Below are 15,637 nucleotides of genomic sequence, written 5' to 3'. Positions count from 1 at the left end.
AGAGCGCCGTCGAGGAGAAGGCGCGCTCGCGCAGGAACTCGGCGAGAGGCCGAGGCGAGCGATAGAGGCGGGCGAGGGGCCGCAGCACGCGGCGGCGCGGAGCGAAGGGCCGAGGCGAGCCGCGGAGAAGGGCGACGGGGCGCAGCACGCGGTGGGGCAGGGCGAGAGGCCGCAACATGCGGTGGGGCAGGGTGAGGGGTCGCAGCAGGCGGCGGGACAGGGCGAGGAGTCTGGGACGGGGCGGACGCGTCGGGCATCAGAGCTGCACCTTGTCCCTGATCTCCTCGAACTTCCGAGGCCCGATCCCGCTGACCTGCCGCAACTGCTCAACGCTCTGGAACCCCCCGTGCGAGTCCCGGAACGCCGCTATCCGCTGCGCGAGCACCTCCCCCACCCCTGGCAACTGCTCCAGCTGCTCGGGGGAAGCCGTGTTGAGGTTGACGAGCGGATCACCCTGCGCGCCGGCGGCGGCGGTGGCGGCGAGGCCCACGGTGATCTGCTCCCCGTCCACCACCCGCCGGGCCAGGTTGACGGACCCCAAGACCGTCCCCGAGCCCGCCCCCTGCCGTACGCCGCCCGCCGCCTCGACCGCGTCGGCCACGCGCGAGCCCGCGGCCAGCGTGTAGACGCCCGGCCGGCGCACCTTGCCCGCGACGTGGACGATGACCTGGCCGACGCTGGCCTTCGCGGTCGTGGCGCCGGGCGGCGAGGGGGTGAGTGGCGCGAGGGGCTCGACGTCGGGCTGGGCCCGCCACACGAAGAACGCGGCGACGAGGACCGCCAGTAGGCCGACGGCGACCAGCGCCCGCAGAGGGGACCCGGCTGAAGGCCCGGGACGGGCGCCCGTGTCCGCCTCCCTGAACGCCTGGAAGGACCGCGGTGGCCGGGGCGGCTCGTGGGGTGAGGTGATCGAGCGGAGCCGGGTCTCCGCCGCCGTTCGTTCCTGGTCGTAGGCGCGCACGGGGTGAGGCTAGGGAGGGCGGGGCGGCACCGGCGGAGCCGAACGCGGTTCTGTGGACGGGGGCCTCACTTCCCGGGCGAAACCGTCACTCCCCCGGCGAAACCGTCACTCCCAGCATCCCCGGCCCGGCGTGCACTCCCACCACGGCCCCCAGTTCCACGACCGTGAACCGGGCCCCGCCGGGCAGCCGCCCCCGCAGCCGCTCGCACAACGCCTCCGCCCGCCCCGGGGCCGCCAGGTGCTGAACCGCCACCTCGACCACGCGCGCCGCCCCGGCGGCCTTGACGGCCAGTTCCTCCAGGCGTCCCAGCGCCCTGGAGGGTGTGCGCACCTTCTCCAGTAGTTCGATCCGCCCGTCGACCAGGTGCAGCAGCGGTTTGATCATCAGCGCGGACCCCACCATCGAGGCCGCGGCGCCGATGCGGCCGCCCCGCCGGAGGTACTCGAGCGTGTCGACGTAGAAGAACGTCTGCGTGACCTCCGCGCACCTGCGGGCCGCGTCGGCGACGGCCTTGAGTGACGCCCCGGAGGCGGCGGCACGAGCGGCCGCCAGGACCGGGTACCCGAGTCCCATGGCGATGGACCGGCTGTCGACCACCTCGACGGGCACGGGCGCCGCCGCTGCCGCCGCGGAGGCGGCCTCCACGGTCCCGGAGAGCTCCCCCGACAGGTGCACGGACACCACGCCGTCGAATCCCGTGAGCCCGGAGTACACGTCGGCGAACAGCGCGGGAGCGGGACGGGAGGTGGTGGCGCGCGCGAGGTCGGGAGAGGAGAGTTCGGACACCTCGGCCCCGTCGACGATCACCTGGAGCGGGACGACCGTCACCCCGTCGGTGGCAGGCAGGTAGGCGGTGGAGTCCGTGACCACGGCGACCGGCATATGCCGAGACTATTGAACGGGTGTCCCGCCTCGCCAGACACGACGCGGCTTGAGGCCGTAGGACCAGGCGAAGGCGCCCTCGTGGTCGGCGTCCCACTGCACGATGTCGGCGAGCCGTCCGGGGGCGAGCATGCCGCGGTCGGGGGCGCCGAGGACGGTCGCGCCGCCCAGCGTGGCGGCGCGCAGGGCGTCGCCGACGCTCATGCCGAACATCGCCACGGCCAGCGAGACGACCAGGGGCATCGAGGTGATGCCGCAGTGGCCCGGGTTGTGGTCGCTGCCGAGGGCGACGGTGACGCCGGCCTTCAGCATGCGCTTGACGGGCGGCACGCTGCCCCGCTGCATGGCGGTGGCCGGGCAGATGACGGCCGGCACGCCGTAGCGGGACATGATCGCGATGTCCTCGTCGGAGGTGAAGTGAAGCAGGTCGGCCGAGGCGCAGCCGAGCTCGGCGGCCAGCTGGACGGCGCCGCGGCGGCTGTAGACGCCGGCGTGGATGCGCGGCAGCAGGCCGACGTTGCGCCCTGAGGCCAGGACCCAGCGCGACTCCTCGGTAGAGAAGTAGCCCTCGTCGCAGTAGACGTCGACGGAGTCGGCGCCCGCCGCGGCGGCGTCGGCGCACCAGGCGCCCACGGCCTCGACGTAATCGCGCTGGCGGCCGAAGTATTCGGGCGGCAGGACGTGCGCGGCCAGGAAGGTGACGTGCACGCGCGGCATCATCGGCTCCTTCTCCAGCTCACGCAGGAGCCGCACGTCGGCGAGCTCGCCGTCGCGCGTGAGGTGGTAGCCGGTCTTCGCCTCGACCGTGGTGGTGCCGCTCAGCAGCCACGAGCGCAGTCGCTCGCGCACCCCGTTGCACAGGGTCCACGGGTCGGTGCCGCGGGTCACGGTGACGGTGGAGCCCACGCCGCCGCCCGCCGCGGTGATCGCGGAGGGGGTGGAGCCGCCGGAGATCATCGCCAGTTCGGCGTAACGGTTGCCGGCGTAGACGGGGTGGGTGTGGGCGTCGATCAGGCCGGGGGTGACGAGCGCGCCCCCGAGGTTCTCGACGTGGTCGACGTCGACGATGTCGTCGACGACGCCGGGCACGTGTTGCGGCAGGTCCGCGGCGCGTCCCACCCAGGCGATCCGGTCGTTGTGCACCAGGATGGCGCCGTTACTCAGGGTGTCGTGCCCGGTCCAGAGCCGGCCGATGTTGGTCAGGAGCCTCACTGTCACGGCATCACCCGCCCGTACGAAGGACGCGTACGGAAAAGGAGCGCACGGCTGGGCGCCGCGCCCATTGAGTCCGCTCCGGGTCCGGACGACATGGGGTCTCCTGCTCTCACCCGCGACAGTGTGCGGTGACCGATCGCCGGACTCATGATCCGGCGATTTCAGTTCAGTTACGTTATTTCACAGGCGCGTCTGCTGTACAGGGTTATTCGGAAGAAAGCCCAATCATCCCTGGGACCCCCGCAGGTGACATGACTCACAGCAGTCGACATCCGAAACCCGCGCCATAGTGAGGGAAAGCTTGGCTAATCTTAGCACCCTCACTAACGGCGCGAATAATATCCGGAATTACACCTTTTCGACCGGTTTGCCGACTTTTCCGAGCTCATGCAGCAGGCTCGACGGCACGTGGGCGTGCAGGACGCTCCCCTCGGGCGTGTGCTCGACGGAGATGACCTCGCCCTCCTTGTGCGCCCGCGAGATCAGGTCACCGCGGTCGTACGGCACCAGCAGCTCGACCTCGTGGTCGAGCCTGGGCAGCCGCTGCTCGATGAGGTCCATCAGGGCCCCGATGCCCTCGCCCGTCCGGGCCGAGACGACGATGCTGTCGTGCCCGAACCGCCGGGTGAGCCTGTCGACCACGTCGCCCGTGGCCGCGTCGGCCTTGTTGATCACGATGATCTCGGGCACGTCGAGCGCGCCCTCGATGTCGGCGAACACCTCGCGCACGGCCGTGATCTGGCCCTCGGGATCGGGGTGCGAGCCGTCGACCACGTGGAGGATCAGGTCGGCGTCGGCGACCTCCTCCAGCGTGGAGCGGAACGCCTCGACCAGCTGGTGCGGCAGGTGCCGTACGAAGCCGACGGTGTCGGCGATCGTGAACAGCCGGCCCTCGGGCGTGCGCGCCTTGCGCACGGTCGGGTCAAGGGTGGCGAACAGGGCGTCCTCCACCAGCACTCCCGCGCCCGTCACCCGGTTGAGCAGCGACGACTTGCCCGCGTTCGTGTAACCCGCGATGGCGACCGCGGGCACCTCACGCGAGGCGCGGTGCGCCCGCATGGTGTCGCGCGCGACCGACATGCCCTTGATCTGGCGCCGCAGCTTGGCCATGCGCTCGTTGATCCGGCGCCGGTCGAGCTCGATCTTCGTCTCACCCGGGCCGCGGCCGCCGATGCCGACGCCGCCGGCGGCACGGCCACCGACCTGGCGCGACAGGTTGCCACCCCAGCCGCGCAGGCGCGGCAGGAGGTACTGCAGCTGGGCGAGCTCGACCTGGGCCTTGCCCTCGCGGCTCTTGGCGTGCTGGGCGAAGATGTCGAGGATGAGGGCGGTGCGGTCGATGACCTTGACCTTGACCACGTCTTCGAGCTCGCGCAGCTGTGCCGGGGTGAGCTCACCGTCGCAGATCACGGTGTCGGCTCCGGTGGCCTCGACGATGTCCTTCAGCTCCAGCGCCTTGCCGGAGCCGATGTAGGTCGCCGGGTCGGGCTTCTGACGGCGCTGGATCAGCCCGTCGAGAACCTGCGAACCGGCCGTCTCTGCCAGGAGTTTGAGCTCCAATAGGGAATTGTCCGCGTCTTCTGCGGTGCCGGAGGTCCAGACGCCCACCAGGACCACCCGCTCGAGACGCAGCTGGCGGTATTCGACCTCGGTGACGTCCTGGAGCTCCGTGGACAGTCCGGCCACACGTCGGAGGGCGTGGCGCTCTTCGAGGTCAAACTGAAGTTCTTCGTGCATTCCTGTCATCTCTTATAGGGAACGTCCGGACATCCCGGTGTCTTCCCTCGATGGTGCCACGCACGCCCGACAAGACTCACCAGATTTATCCGAGCAGGACTTTCACATCGCCGGAACCGGTCTCAAGAGAGATCTTGCGCGAGGCGCCCGGCTCGTCGGTGACGGCGACCTCCGTCTCGCCGGAGCCGGTCTTGGTCTGGACGTCGTAGGGACCCTGCGGCACCCACACGGAGGCGTTGCCCGAGCCGGTCTCCACCTTGATCTCGTCGGGCGTGGAGGCGTACTTGAGCTCGACGTCGCCGGACCCGGTCTCGGCGCGGAACTGCTTGCCCACCAGGCCGCTGGCCGAGATGTTGCCCGAACCGCTCTTGGCCCGCACCACACCCGACAGCGTCCGCAACGTCAGGTCGCCCGAGCCGGTCTCCAGCGTCAGCTCCAGGCCCTTGGGAACCTCGACCCGGTAGTCGACCGAGCAGTTGTTGACGAAGACGTCGGGGCAGTCGTAGGAGACGTCCAGGGTGTCGCCGTTGACCTTGTGCTGGGCGTTGGGCTTGTCGTTGTTCCAGTGGCGCGTCTCGACGACCCTGATGCCCGCCCGGTCGCTCTCGTTGACCACGATGTCGCCCGACTCGCTGTCGAGCACCAGCTTGGTGACCTTGTCGGCCACGTCGTAGGAGATCTCCTCCTGCTGCGTGGGACCGCCGACGACGCCGCAACCGGTCAGCAGGGCGGCGGTCGCCAGCGCCCCCGCGATAGCCATCTTCTTCATGCCTCAGATGCTCCCGCGCGCGGTGCCGTACGGGCATCGGGGTAGGTCCCTGAGGCAACCCTGCCTTTGACCCTTGGGATCACCTTAGATAGGTTCGCTTCCATCATCCAGAATCAGCTTTCCACAAGGCGGAAAACCATGGAGATCACCGGCCCGATGCACGACAGGTTCGACGAGGTGCTCACCCCCGAGGCCATGGGCTTCGTGGAGACGCTGCAGCGCGAATTCAACGCGCGCCGCCTGGAGCTGCTCGCCGCCCGCCAGGCACGCCAGGAGGAGCTGTCGGCCGGGGGCACGCTCGGGTTCCTGCCCGAGACCGCCGGCATCCGCGACGGCGACTGGAAGGTCGCGCCGCCCGCGCCCGGCCTGGAGGACCGCCGGGTGGAGATCACCGGGCCGGTCGACCGCAAGATGACCATCAACGCGCTCAACTCGGGCGCGAAGGTGTGGCTGGCCGACTTCGAGGACGCCAACTCGCCGCTCTGGGACAACTGCGTGCTCGGCCAGCTCAACCTGCGTGAGGCGCTCGACAGGACCATCGACTTCGAGACCGGCGGCAAGGCCTACGCGCTCAAGCCGGACGCCGAGCTGGCCACGATCGTGGTGCGGCCGCGCGGCTGGCACCTGGAGGAGAAGCACGCGATCGTCGACGGTCAGCCCACGAGTGCCAGCCTGTTCGACTTCGGCCTCTACTTCTTCCACTGCGCCGCGCGCCAGATCGCCAAGGGCGGCGGGCCGTACTTCTACCTGCCGAAGATGGAGTCGCACCTGGAGGCACGCCTCTGGAACGACGTGTTCAACAAGGCGCAGGACCTGCTCGGCATCGCGCGCGGCACCATCCGCGCCACCGTGCTCATCGAGACCTACCCGGCCGCGTTCGAGATGGAGGAGATCCTCTACGAGCTGCGCGAGCACTCCGCGGGCCTCAACGCCGGCCGCTGGGACTACCTGTTCAGCGTGATCAAGAAGTTCCGCACCCGCGGCCGCGAGTTCCTGCTGCCCGAGCGCAACGCCGTCACCATGACCGCGCCGTTCATGCGCGCCTACACCGAGCTGCTGGTGCGCACCTGTCACAAGCGCGGCGCGCACGCCATCGGCGGCATGGCCGCGTTCATCCCCTCGCGCCGCGACGCCGAGGTCAACGCCATCGCCCTCGACAAGGTGCGCAACGACAAGACCCGCGAGTCCGGCGACGGGTTCGACGGCTCCTGGGTGGCCCACCCGGATCTGGTGCCGATCTGCCGCGAGGTCTTCGACGGCGTGCTCGGAAGCAGGCCGAACCAGCTCGACAGGCTGCGCGAGGACGTGGACGTCACCGCCGCCGACCTGCTGAACGTCTCGGCCACGCCGGGCCAGATCACCGAGACGGGCCTGCGCGCCAACGTCGACGTCGCGCTGCGCTACCTGGCCGCCTGGATGGGCGGGCTCGGCGCGGTCGCCATCCACAACCTGATGGAGGACGCCGCCACCGCCGAGATCTCCCGCTCGCAGATCTGGCAGTGGATCCACAACGGCATCGAGCTCGACGACACCAAGCAGGTCGTCACCAAGGAACTGGTCGAGCAGATCATCGGCGAGGAACTGGCCAAGATCGCCGAGGAGCCGGGCTACGACAAGGAGCTGTACGGCCAGGCGGAGGCGTTGTTCAAGGAGGTCGCCCTCGACGACGACTTTGCGGAATTCTTGACACTTCCGGCTTATGCTCGCATGCCATGAAACGGCTCATCGCCCGGCTCGAGAACGTCGGTGAGGTCATCACCGACCCGGTGCGCCTGCGCACCTACGAGTGCGACGGCCTGACCTACCACCGCGCCACACCGGGCGTGGTGGTGCTGCCCGAGTCCGCCGAGCAGATCGCCGCGATCGTGCGGCTCTGCAACGAGTACGGCACGCCGTTCGTGGCGCGCGGCTCGGGCACGGGCCTGTCGGGCGGGGCGCTCCCCCGCAGCGACGGCGTCCTGATCGTCACCTCCAGGATGCGGCGCGTCCTGGAGATCGACCTCGACAACCGCCGCGCCGTGGTCGAGCCGGGCGTCACCAACCTGGCGATCACCGAGGCGGTCAGGGAGCAGGGCTTCTACTACGCTCCCGACCCCTCCAGCCAGCAGATCTGCTCCATCGGCGGCAACGTGGCCGAGAACTCCGGCGGCGCCCACTGCCTGAAGTACGGCTTCACCGTCAACCACATCCTGGCCTGCGAGATCGTCACCCCTGATGGCGACATCGTCATGCTTGACCGCATGGATGCGGGTTACGACCTGCTCGGGGCCTTCATCGGCTCCGAGGGCACGCTCGGCATCGCCACCAAGATCACGGTACGGCTGAGCCGTACGCCCGAGAGCGTGATCACGGTCCTGGCCGCCTACCGGGACATCGCGGAAGGCGGCCGGGCGGTCTCGGCGATCATCGCCGCCGGGATCGTGCCCGCCGCGATCGAGATGATGGACGCGCTCGCCATCGAGGCCGCGGAGGCCGCGGTCGCCTGCCGTTACCCGGAGAACGCGGGAGCCGTGCTGATCGTCGAGCTCGACGGCCCCGCCCCCGAGGTGGACCTGCAGTTCGCCCAGCTCCGGGAGATCTGCGCCGACGCGTTCGAGCTGCGCGTCGCCGCCGACGCCGCCGAGCGCGCGGCGATCTGGAAGGGACGCAAGTCGGCGTTCGCCGCGGTCGGCCGCATCAGCCCCGCCTACATCGTCCAGGACGGCGTCGTCCCGCGCACCTCGCTGCCGCAGGTCCTGGCCGGCATCGACCGGCTCTCCGCCGAGCACGGCATCCGCGTCGCCAACGTCTTCCACGCCGGCGACGGCAACCTGCACCCGCTGGTGCTCTTCGACGACGCGGAACCCGGCGCGGGCGAGCGAGCCGAGACCGTCTCGGGGGCGATCCTCGACCTGTGCATCGAACACGGCGGCTCGATCACCGGCGAGCACGGCGTCGGCGTCGACAAGGCCCGCTACATGCCGAAGATGTTCTCCGACACCGACCTCGACACCATGCAGCTCGTGCGATGCGCCTTCGACCCGAAGGGGCTCGCCAACCCCGGCAAGGTCTTCCCGACGCCGCGCCTGTGCGGCGAGGTACCCGGCGTGCGCAAGGGCCCGCATCCGCTGGTCGAGGCGGGGAAGGCGGAACAGTTCTGATGTTCGGCGCGGTGAGCGTGCGCGACGCGGGCCCCGACGACGACGTGGCCGGGGTCCGCCCCCGATGGGTCGTCCTGCCCGAGTCGGTCGAGGAGATCTCCGAGGTGCTGCGCGTCTGCACCGAGCGCGGCCTGGCCGTCGTGCCCGTCGGCGGCGGCACCAAGCTGCACTGGGCACGCCGGCCCGACCGCTGCGACGTGCTGCTCGACCTGTGCTGCATGAACCAGGTGCTCGAACACGCCGCGGGCGACCTCGTCGTCCGGGTCGAGGCCGGGGTGACCATGGACGCGCTCGCCGCCGTCCTGGCGGGCAAGGGCCAGGAGCTCGCGCTCGACACGCCGCTCGAAGGCGCCACCGTCGGCGGCACGCTCGCCACCGCGCTGGCCGGACCGCGCTCCCTGAGGTACGGCACGGCGCGCGACCTGCTCATCGGCGTCACCGTCGTCCTGGCCGACGGCACCGTCGCCCGCTCAGGAGGCAAGGTCGTCAAGAACGTCGCCGGCTACGACCTGGGCAAGCTCCTCACCGGCTCCTACGGCACTCTCGGCGTGATCGCCGAAGCCACCTTCCGCCTCCACCCGCTGCCCAGCAAGCGCTTCTGGGCCTCAGGGCGGGTCCCGGCGGCACGCGAGGACCGCGACGACACCGGCTCGACGATCTGGCTGCCTGGCGACCTCGACCGGCTCCTGCACACCCTCGTCACCAGCCACGCCGAACCCAGCGCCATCGAGCTCGACTGGCCGTCCGGCGCCTCCGAGATGACCGTGTCCGCCCTGTTCGAGGGCGGCGCCGCCGAAGGACGGGCGCGTGCCGTACAAGATCTCGGCCTGACGGATGTGGCCGACGCTCCCCCCGCGACGTGGGCGCGGCTTCCCGGCGACGAGGTGCTGATCGAGGCGCGGGCGCCGCTCAGCCGGGTGCAGGCGCTGGCCGTGGCGGTCCTCGGCGCGCGCGACGACGCCGGCGTGCCCGCCGCCACCCGGATGTGGCTCGGCGACCACCTGGTGGCGCGCATCGCCCTGCCACCCGACACCGGCCCGGCCGCCGTCGCCGCGTTCGTCACCACGCTCCGCGCCGGCTTCGACGACGACGAAGGGCGGATCGTGCTCCTGGCCGCCCCGCACGAAGCCGCGCGCAGGGTCGAGCGATGGGGACGCGTCGGCGCCCTCCAGCTCATGCGGCGCGTCAAAGAGCGGTTCGACCCCGGCGGGCTCCTGGCTCCTGGCCGGCTTCCCGGAGGCGTGTGATGGACCCCCACCTGATCAACGACTGCGTGCACTGCGGCTTCTGCCTGCCGTCCTGCCCGACCTACGCCCTGTGGGGCGAGGAGATGGACTCGCCGCGCGGACGCATCCACCTCATGTCCCAGCACGTCGAGGGCACCCCGATCACCCCCGCGATGGCCGGGCACTTCGACGCGTGCCTCGGCTGCATGGCCTGCGTCACCGCCTGCCCCTCAGGCGTGCGATACGACAAGCTGATCGAGCAGACCCGCGCCACCGTCGAACGCGAACACGAACGCGACCCCCAGGACCGCGCCGTCCGCGGCCTGGTGTTCAGCCTCTTCCCCTACCCGCGCAGGCTGCGGCTCCTGCGATGGCCGATGCGGCTGACCGGCGCGCTGCAGGGCTTCCTGGAGCGGGTGCACCCGAGCCTCGGCGCCATGGCCGCCCTCGCACCACACGTCGAGGTACGGCAGCGCATGCCCCGGTTCGTGCGGGCACGCGGACCGCGCAGAGCCGTGGTGGGCATGCTGCTCGGATGCGTGCAGCGCGAGTTCTTCCCCCAGGTGAACGCCGCCACCGCCCGCGTGCTCTCCCTCGAAGGCTGCGACGTCGTCATCCCCCCGAGCCAGGGCTGCTGCGGCGCGCTGTCGGTGCACTCCGGACGATCCGACCAGGCCAGACGGCTGGCCAAACGCACCATCCGCGTGTTCGAACGCGCCGGCGTCTCCGTCATCGTCGTCAACGCCGCCGGATGCGGCTCCTCCATGAAGGAGTACGCCGACCTGCTCGAAGGCACCCCCTGGGCCGCGCGAGCCCGCGCCCTGCGCGTCGTCGACCTCGCCGAATGGCTCGCCGAACTCGGCCCCGCCGCCCAGCGCAACGCCGTACCCCTCACCGTCGCCTACCACGACGCCTGCCACCTCGCCCACGCCCAAGGCATCCGCCGCCAGCCCCGCGACCTCCTGCGCGACATCCCCGGACTGGTGCTCAAGGAGATCCCCGAATCCGACCTGTGCTGCGGCTCGGCGGGCACCTACAACATCTTCCAGCCCCAGGCCGCGCGCGACCTCGGCGACCGCAAGGCCCGCGCCGTGTCAGGCCTCGACGCCGACCTGCTCGTCTCGGCCAACCCCGGCTGCACCATGCAGATCGCCGCCGCCATGCGCCGCCGCGGCTCGGCCATCAGGGTCGCGCACACCGCCGAGGTGCTGGACGCTTCACTCCGGGGGGTATCGCCATGAGCGACAACGGCACGGTGCAGAGCGTCGAACGCGCCTTCGACGTGCTCGAAGCCCTCGCCTCCCACGGGGGCGAGGCAGGGCTGTCGGAGATCGCCGCACGCACGCGCCTGCCGTACGGGACCATCCACCGGCTGCTCAGAACCCTGCTCAGCCGGGGATACGTGCGCCAGGAATCGGACAAACGCTACGCGCTCGGCGGCGGTCTCGTACGGCTCGGCGGCGTCGCCGAACGCATGGTCGGCGTGTGGGCGCAGCCTTACCTGGCGCGGATGGTCGAACTGTCGGGCGAGACGGCCAACCTGGCGGTGCTGGAGGGCGACTTCATCGTCTACGTCGCCCAGGCGAGCTCGCCGCGGCGGCTGCGCATGTTCGCCGAAGTGGGGCGGCGGCTGCTGCCGCACAGCACGGCCGTGGGCAAGGTCCTGCTCGCCGACCGGGCCGCCTCCGAGGCGGTCGCGCTCTTCGAACGCACGGGGATGCCGCGCAAGACGGCCAACACGATCACCACCCCTGCGGCGATGCTCGCGGAACTCGACCGGGTGAAGGTCCAGGGGTACGCGCTCGACCTGGGCGAGGAGGAGCTGGGGGTGCACTGCCTCGCGGTGCCGGTGCACGACGGGGCTCGGGTGGTGGCGGCGATGTCGGTGTCGGGGCCGGCGGAGCGGATCGACGCACTGGACCGGGAGGAGCTGTCGGAGGGGATGCGGAAGATCGCCCTCGCCTTCGGCGCTGAGCTCGCACCTCGAGTTTGACCGCTTCCCCCGCCTTCCCGCCCCCCGCCCGCCCACCCGCCCGCCCCCGGTCCTGCGACAGCGGGCGACCTCTGGCAGCTGACGTCCGTTCGAGTGGATTTTCAGGATGAGCTGGGCAATCAGCCTGCCCCGCAAGCGGCTGAGTGGTATCTGACGGTCTACGTGAGCGATCCGGCCACCGTGGATCTCATGCGCGACGCCTCGATCAACTGGCCGAGGAGGACCCGGCGTCCACTGGTGGATCGACGACAGAGATCAGGATCATGTTCGCGTTCAACCCGCTTCGAGAAGCCATCTTCCTAGCAGCGGGAAACTGGCACCGTTGGTATGACGACGCCATCCCACTAGCCGACAAGCGTTTCACCGAGCACCTCATCACCTTGAAGGGACAGGAGGGCAGATGAGCACCGAGTTCGCCAAGTGGAGCGAGGTCAAGGCGAGGGCGCGAGCGCTCGACCCTCGCGGCGATGATGACCGCGAGGAGGGCCAGGCCACGGCGAAGGCCCGGCGTGAGGCCTACCAGCGCGGCTACCAGCTCAGCGAGATGCGCAGAGCGATGGGCGTGACCCAGGCCGAGCTGGCCGAGGCCCTCGGAGTGAGTCAGGCCCGGGTCTCCCGCATTGAAAGCGGCGAGGTGTCCGGGATCGAGGTGGTCCGGGCCTACGTCGCCGCGCTGGGCGGCACGGTGGACGTGGTGGCCACGCTCGGTGACCGCACGTGGAGGGTCGCCTGACTCACCGGCTGAGCCACCACGCCGCCACGACGGCGGCGCCCACCGCGAGCGCCACCGCGTAGGCCAGCAGCGCCCTGCCGATCCGGCGCCGGACGTAGCCGGGACGGTGACGGTCTGCGGTCATGGGCATCACTCCTCGGCCAGGGCGGAAACCGGCGACAGCGAGCTCCCAGCCAGATGGTGGCGCACGGGGCGGCGGTGCCACAAGCCTGCGCACCGCCGCCCCATGCGCGAGGGTCACCAGCGTTCGCGGCGCCGCTGGCAGTCCATGCAGAACCGCGCCAGCGGCCGCACCTTGAGCCGTTCGAAGGCGATGTCCGCCTCGCAGTCGTGGCAGGTGCCGTACGTCCCTGCGGCCAGCCGGTCGAGGCTCTCCTCGGTCTGGGCGATGGCCTGGTCGGCGGCGGCGATGGACGACATCGCGTCCTGCCACGTCGGCTCCTCGGCGGAGATGCCGGCGACGGTCACCTTGAGTTCGGCGAGTTGCGCGATTCGCCAGCGGAGCTGCTCCTCCAGGGCCTCCCGGAGGGTTTGGATCTGGACACTGCCGAGCTTGGGCATGCTGAAGTCCTTCGTGATGATGGGCGCGCCGAAGAGAGCCGCCGGGGGCGGCGGCCGGCGATGGGGTGAGGTGGAACGCCTAGCTCATCGGTGGACTGCGGGGCCCTGCCGTCAGGTACGAGGACTGCTGCGGGTCGCGGAACTCGCCGGAGTCGGGCCAGGAGGCCCGCGGCGGGCTCGGAGGCTGCGGCGCCGGCTGTCGTGTCAGCGGGCGCGTGAGGTGCCAGCCGGCGCCGAGGTGCTCACGCGCGGCGACGGGAGGAGTCGTGGCGGGTGCCGCCCAGCTCTCGGAGGCCTGGACGTGGACGGCCTCCTGCGCCTGCCGGAGTGTGCCGGCGCCGCCGGACTGGGCGAACGCCACCAGGCTCACCGCCGCGATGACGGCGATGAGCATGCGCGGCGTCCACCACGAGCCCTTCATCCCAACGACCCTAGCCTGCGAAAACGTCAACGCAACCGGGTATCACTGCCGGGGCGTGATGTTGATGGCCCCGTTCTGCGGTACGGGGATCACGTCGACCTTCCCGTCCTGGATGGCCTTCCACAGGATCGCCCCGTTCGGCCCGAGCACCGCGACCAGGTCCTTGATCGACTCGAGCTCCGTCTTCACCTTCGCGTTGATCTGCTGCTGGGCGAGGTTCTGCTGCTTGGCCGCCTGTTCCGCGGCGAGGGCCTCGATGAGGGAGTCCGGCGGCTGCGGCTTCTGGATGGTGAGCACGACGTCACCGCAGTCGCCTGTGCCCGCGTACAGCGGCTGGCAGAAGTACTCGGCCCCCGCCGCCTCCCTGATGTATTCGCGGGCGAGCTGCCCCACCCGAAGCTCCCACTGCTGCTTGACCTGGGGGTCGTTGAAGAGCTTCTTCCATTCGAACTCCTGGGACGCGGCGTCCATCGCCCGGTCCAGAGGCTGCTTGAAGTAGAAGTTGAGCATCTTCGTCCACCCCTCGGACTGGCCGTCCTCGAAGTAGGCGCCGTATTTGCGCCCGATGCGCTCGTGGAACTGCCGCAGCACCTTGCACTCGGTGTTGAGCGTGAAGGTGGCCGATCCGGCGACGGTCATCTGGACGTTGTCGCGTGACACGACCGAGATGGCTCCCGATTCGGCGCCTTCCACTCCGGAGAAGTCGAAGGAGCGCTGCCCGAAGGGGTAGGAGTAGCCGGTGTCTCCCGGACCCAGCACGGTCAGGCCGCTCGACGGGTTGATGCACTTCTCGAAGGCGATCGCCTCGAACGGCCCGCCCGCGTAGTGCAGCACGACCTCGTCGGTCTCGGTGCTCACGCGCGAGCAGCCGGTGGCCGCGAAACCCAGCACCACGACGGCGACGAGGGCGAGCCAGAGGGCCTTCCATAAAACGGACCGTTTTGCCATGACGGGGATATTAATCTGTTGCGCTATGAGCAACGGCTCAGTTCAGTCAGTTGATCGGGCCATCGCGATCCTGGAGATCCTGGCCCGCGACGGCGCCACGCGGGTGACCGACCTGGCCGCCGCGCTCGAGGTGCACAAGTCCACGGCGTTCCGCCTGCTCGGCGCCCTGGAGCAGGGCGGGCTGGTGGAGCAGAGCGGCGAGCGCGGCCGTTATCGCCTGGGTTTCGGGGTGGTACGGCTCGCGGGCGCGGCCACGGCGCAGCTCGATCTGTCGCGGGAGAGCCGGGAGGTGTGCCGCCGCCTGGCCGAGGAGGTCGGCGAGACGGTCAACATCGCGGTGGCGCAGGACGGTTTCGCGGTCAACATCACCCAGGTCAGGGGCCCGTCGGCGATCAGCGGGCACAACTGGGTGGGCCAGCGCACCCCAGCGCACGCCACCTCCAGCGGCAAGGTCCTGCTGGCGTTCGGGGCGCTGCCTCTGCCGGCGCGGCTGGAACGCTTCACCGGCCGGACGATCACCGATCCTGAGCTGCTGGGGCTCGACGCGGTCAGGCGGGACGGCTGGGCGGCGACGACGGAGGAGCTGGAGGTGGGTCTCAACGCGGTCGCCGCCCCGATCCGAGGCGCCGACGGCTCGGTGATCGCCGCGGTGAGCGCCTCGGGGCCTTCGTACCGGCTCACGCCGGAGCGTCTGCCCGAGGTGGCCGGGCTGCTGGCCGAGGGGGCCGCGGAGATCAGCCAGCGCATCGGCTTCTTCCGGTGATGTCGGTGGCGGCGGCTACCGTGGGTGGCATGTGCCGAAGCATCAAGACCCTGCGCCCGCCGTTCACAGAAGACGTCACCGAGGACGACGTGCGCGCGGCGGCGCTGCAGTTCGTCCGCAAGATCTCGGGTTTCCGCGCGCCCGCCAAGCACAACGCCGAGGCGTTCGACCGGGCGGTCGAGGAGATCACCCGGGTGTCGGAGGATTTGTTGTCCGCCCTCGAAGTCCGCGGAAGCCGTTGACAGCTCGCTCCCGGCGGTGAAGCGTCCCCACTGAGTGGATCAGGA

17 protein-coding genes are annotated in these 15,637 nt (G+C 70.6%); 8 read left to right on the top strand and 9 right to left on the bottom strand.

What is annotated here, in order from left to right; all coding sequences use genetic code 11:
• Nucleotides 1-256: 256 nt before the first annotated feature.
• The 5 genes from HNR30_RS01860 to HNR30_RS01840 all read right to left on the bottom strand — a co-directional run bounded on the left by HNR30_RS01860 (nucleotide 257) and on the right by HNR30_RS01840 (nucleotide 5,565).
• On the bottom strand, nucleotides 257-961 hold the full coding sequence (locus HNR30_RS01860; RefSeq protein ID WP_312894184.1) for a ComEA family DNA-binding protein: 705 nt from the start codon (nucleotides 959-961) through the stop codon (nucleotides 257-259).
• A gap of 85 nt (nucleotides 962-1,046) precedes the next feature.
• Complete coding sequence (locus HNR30_RS01855; protein WP_181607819.1) at nucleotides 1,047-1,844, bottom strand: DegV family protein; 798 nt, start codon at nucleotides 1,842-1,844, stop codon at nucleotides 1,047-1,049.
• 9 nt (nucleotides 1,845-1,853) lie between these two features.
• Nucleotides 1,854-3,062, bottom strand: coding sequence for an amidohydrolase family protein (locus tag HNR30_RS01850; RefSeq protein ID WP_181607816.1), 1,209 nt, complete (start codon nucleotides 3,060-3,062; stop codon nucleotides 1,854-1,856).
• Between the two features lie 345 nt (nucleotides 3,063-3,407).
• Nucleotides 3,408-4,796, bottom strand: a complete 1,389-nt coding sequence (hflX, locus tag HNR30_RS01845) for a GTPase HflX (RefSeq protein ID WP_246377083.1) — start codon at nucleotides 4,794-4,796, stop codon at nucleotides 3,408-3,410.
• Between the two features lie 85 nt (nucleotides 4,797-4,881).
• Complete coding sequence (locus HNR30_RS01840) at nucleotides 4,882-5,565, bottom strand: DUF4097 family beta strand repeat-containing protein (RefSeq protein ID WP_181607802.1); 684 nt, start codon at nucleotides 5,563-5,565, stop codon at nucleotides 4,882-4,884.
• Between the two features lie 138 nt (nucleotides 5,566-5,703).
• Here HNR30_RS01840 and aceB point away from each other — a divergent pair, with 138 nt between their 5' ends.
• From aceB to HNR30_RS01810, 6 genes are all read left to right on the top strand, one after another.
• Nucleotides 5,704-7,281 (top strand): malate synthase A, encoded by a 1,578-nt coding sequence (gene aceB, locus HNR30_RS01835; RefSeq protein WP_181607800.1) that lies wholly within the window; start codon nucleotides 5,704-5,706, stop codon nucleotides 7,279-7,281.
• On the top strand, nucleotides 7,278-8,705 hold the full coding sequence (locus HNR30_RS01830; RefSeq protein WP_181607798.1) for an FAD-binding oxidoreductase: 1,428 nt from the start codon (nucleotides 7,278-7,280) through the stop codon (nucleotides 8,703-8,705). Before aceB ends, HNR30_RS01830 begins: the two co-directional genes overlap by 4 nt.
• 11 nt (nucleotides 8,706-8,716) lie before the next feature.
• Complete coding sequence (locus HNR30_RS01825; RefSeq protein ID WP_312894183.1) at nucleotides 8,717-9,952, top strand: FAD-binding oxidoreductase; 1,236 nt, start codon at nucleotides 8,717-8,719, stop codon at nucleotides 9,950-9,952.
• Nucleotides 9,952-11,172, top strand: a complete 1,221-nt coding sequence (locus HNR30_RS01820) for a (Fe-S)-binding protein (protein ID WP_181607793.1) — start codon at nucleotides 9,952-9,954, stop codon at nucleotides 11,170-11,172. Before HNR30_RS01825 ends, HNR30_RS01820 begins: the two co-directional genes overlap by 1 nt.
• A complete protein-coding gene (locus tag HNR30_RS01815; RefSeq protein ID WP_181607790.1) occupies nucleotides 11,169-11,924 on the top strand; it encodes an IclR family transcriptional regulator in 756 nt (251 codons plus the stop codon). The genes HNR30_RS01820 and HNR30_RS01815 overlap by 4 nt, the downstream gene beginning before the upstream one ends.
• Nucleotides 11,925-12,324: 400 nt before the next feature.
• Nucleotides 12,325-12,657, top strand: coding sequence for a helix-turn-helix domain-containing protein (locus HNR30_RS01810; RefSeq protein ID WP_181607788.1), 333 nt, complete (start codon nucleotides 12,325-12,327; stop codon nucleotides 12,655-12,657).
• A gap of 1 nt (nucleotide 12,658) precedes the next feature.
• Here HNR30_RS01810 and HNR30_RS48990 read toward each other — a convergent pair whose 3' ends face one another.
• From HNR30_RS48990 to HNR30_RS01795, 4 genes are all read right to left on the bottom strand, one after another.
• Nucleotides 12,659-12,781, bottom strand: coding sequence for a hypothetical protein (locus tag HNR30_RS48990; RefSeq protein WP_281389441.1), 123 nt, complete (start codon nucleotides 12,779-12,781; stop codon nucleotides 12,659-12,661).
• Between the two features lie 113 nt (nucleotides 12,782-12,894).
• Complete coding sequence (locus HNR30_RS01805) at nucleotides 12,895-13,218, bottom strand: TraR/DksA family transcriptional regulator (RefSeq protein ID WP_181607786.1); 324 nt, start codon at nucleotides 13,216-13,218, stop codon at nucleotides 12,895-12,897.
• A 79-nt stretch (nucleotides 13,219-13,297) separates the two neighbouring features.
• Nucleotides 13,298-13,639 carry a hypothetical protein gene (locus HNR30_RS01800; protein WP_181607784.1) on the bottom strand — a complete coding sequence of 114 codons (342 nt, stop codon included), beginning with the start codon at nucleotides 13,637-13,639 and terminating at the stop codon, nucleotides 13,298-13,300.
• A gap of 42 nt (nucleotides 13,640-13,681) precedes the next feature.
• Nucleotides 13,682-14,587 carry an SPFH domain-containing protein gene (locus tag HNR30_RS01795; protein WP_181607782.1) on the bottom strand — a complete coding sequence of 302 codons (906 nt, stop codon included), beginning with the start codon at nucleotides 14,585-14,587 and terminating at the stop codon, nucleotides 13,682-13,684.
• A gap of 25 nt (nucleotides 14,588-14,612) precedes the next feature.
• Between HNR30_RS01795 and HNR30_RS01790 the strand changes: the two genes are divergently transcribed.
• Nucleotides 14,613-15,350, top strand: a complete 738-nt coding sequence (locus tag HNR30_RS01790) for an IclR family transcriptional regulator (RefSeq protein WP_181607780.1) — start codon at nucleotides 14,613-14,615, stop codon at nucleotides 15,348-15,350.
• A gap of 29 nt (nucleotides 15,351-15,379) precedes the next feature.
• A complete protein-coding gene (locus tag HNR30_RS01785) occupies nucleotides 15,380-15,592 on the top strand; it encodes a DUF2277 domain-containing protein (RefSeq protein WP_181607777.1) in 213 nt (70 codons plus the stop codon).
• Nucleotides 15,593-15,637 lie beyond the last annotated feature (45 nt).

The organism is Nonomuraea soli (genome assembly GCF_013761175.1).
Lineage (GTDB): Bacteria > Actinomycetota > Actinomycetes > Streptosporangiales > Streptosporangiaceae > Nonomuraea > Nonomuraea soli.
Note: the sequence above shows the minus strand (reverse complement) of the source record. Positions and strands in the feature narration are given on the sequence as shown.

Bases quoted from the DNA above. Each gene is read 5' to 3' on its own strand.
- HNR30_RS01815 (WP_181607790.1), top strand. From the start codon at position 11,169: ATGAGCGACAACGGCACGGTGCAGAGCGTCGAACGCGCCTTCGACGTG.
- HNR30_RS01840 (WP_181607802.1), bottom strand. From the start codon at position 5,565: ATGAAGAAGATGGCTATCGCGGGGGCGCTGGCGACCGCCGCCCTGCTG.
- HNR30_RS01785 (WP_181607777.1), top strand. From the start codon at position 15,380: ATGTGCCGAAGCATCAAGACCCTGCGCCCGCCGTTCACAGAAGACGTC.
- HNR30_RS48990 (WP_281389441.1), bottom strand. From the start codon at position 12,781: ATGACCGCAGACCGTCACCGTCCCGGCTACGTCCGGCGCCGGATCGGC.
- HNR30_RS01790 (WP_181607780.1), top strand. From the start codon at position 14,613: ATGAGCAACGGCTCAGTTCAGTCAGTTGATCGGGCCATCGCGATCCTG.
- HNR30_RS01820 (WP_181607793.1), top strand. From the start codon at position 9,952: ATGGACCCCCACCTGATCAACGACTGCGTGCACTGCGGCTTCTGCCTG.
- HNR30_RS01830 (WP_181607798.1), top strand. From the start codon at position 7,278: ATGAAACGGCTCATCGCCCGGCTCGAGAACGTCGGTGAGGTCATCACC.
- HNR30_RS01855 (WP_181607819.1), bottom strand. From the start codon at position 1,844: ATGCCGGTCGCCGTGGTCACGGACTCCACCGCCTACCTGCCTGCCACC.
- HNR30_RS01800 (WP_181607784.1), bottom strand. From the start codon at position 13,639: ATGAAGGGCTCGTGGTGGACGCCGCGCATGCTCATCGCCGTCATCGCG.
- aceB (WP_181607800.1), top strand. From the start codon at position 5,704: ATGGAGATCACCGGCCCGATGCACGACAGGTTCGACGAGGTGCTCACC.
- HNR30_RS01795 (WP_181607782.1), bottom strand. From the start codon at position 14,587: ATGGCAAAACGGTCCGTTTTATGGAAGGCCCTCTGGCTCGCCCTCGTC.
- HNR30_RS01810 (WP_181607788.1), top strand. From the start codon at position 12,325: ATGAGCACCGAGTTCGCCAAGTGGAGCGAGGTCAAGGCGAGGGCGCGA.
- HNR30_RS01805 (WP_181607786.1), bottom strand. From the start codon at position 13,218: ATGCCCAAGCTCGGCAGTGTCCAGATCCAAACCCTCCGGGAGGCCCTG.
- hflX (WP_246377083.1), bottom strand. From the start codon at position 4,796: ATGCACGAAGAACTTCAGTTTGACCTCGAAGAGCGCCACGCCCTCCGA.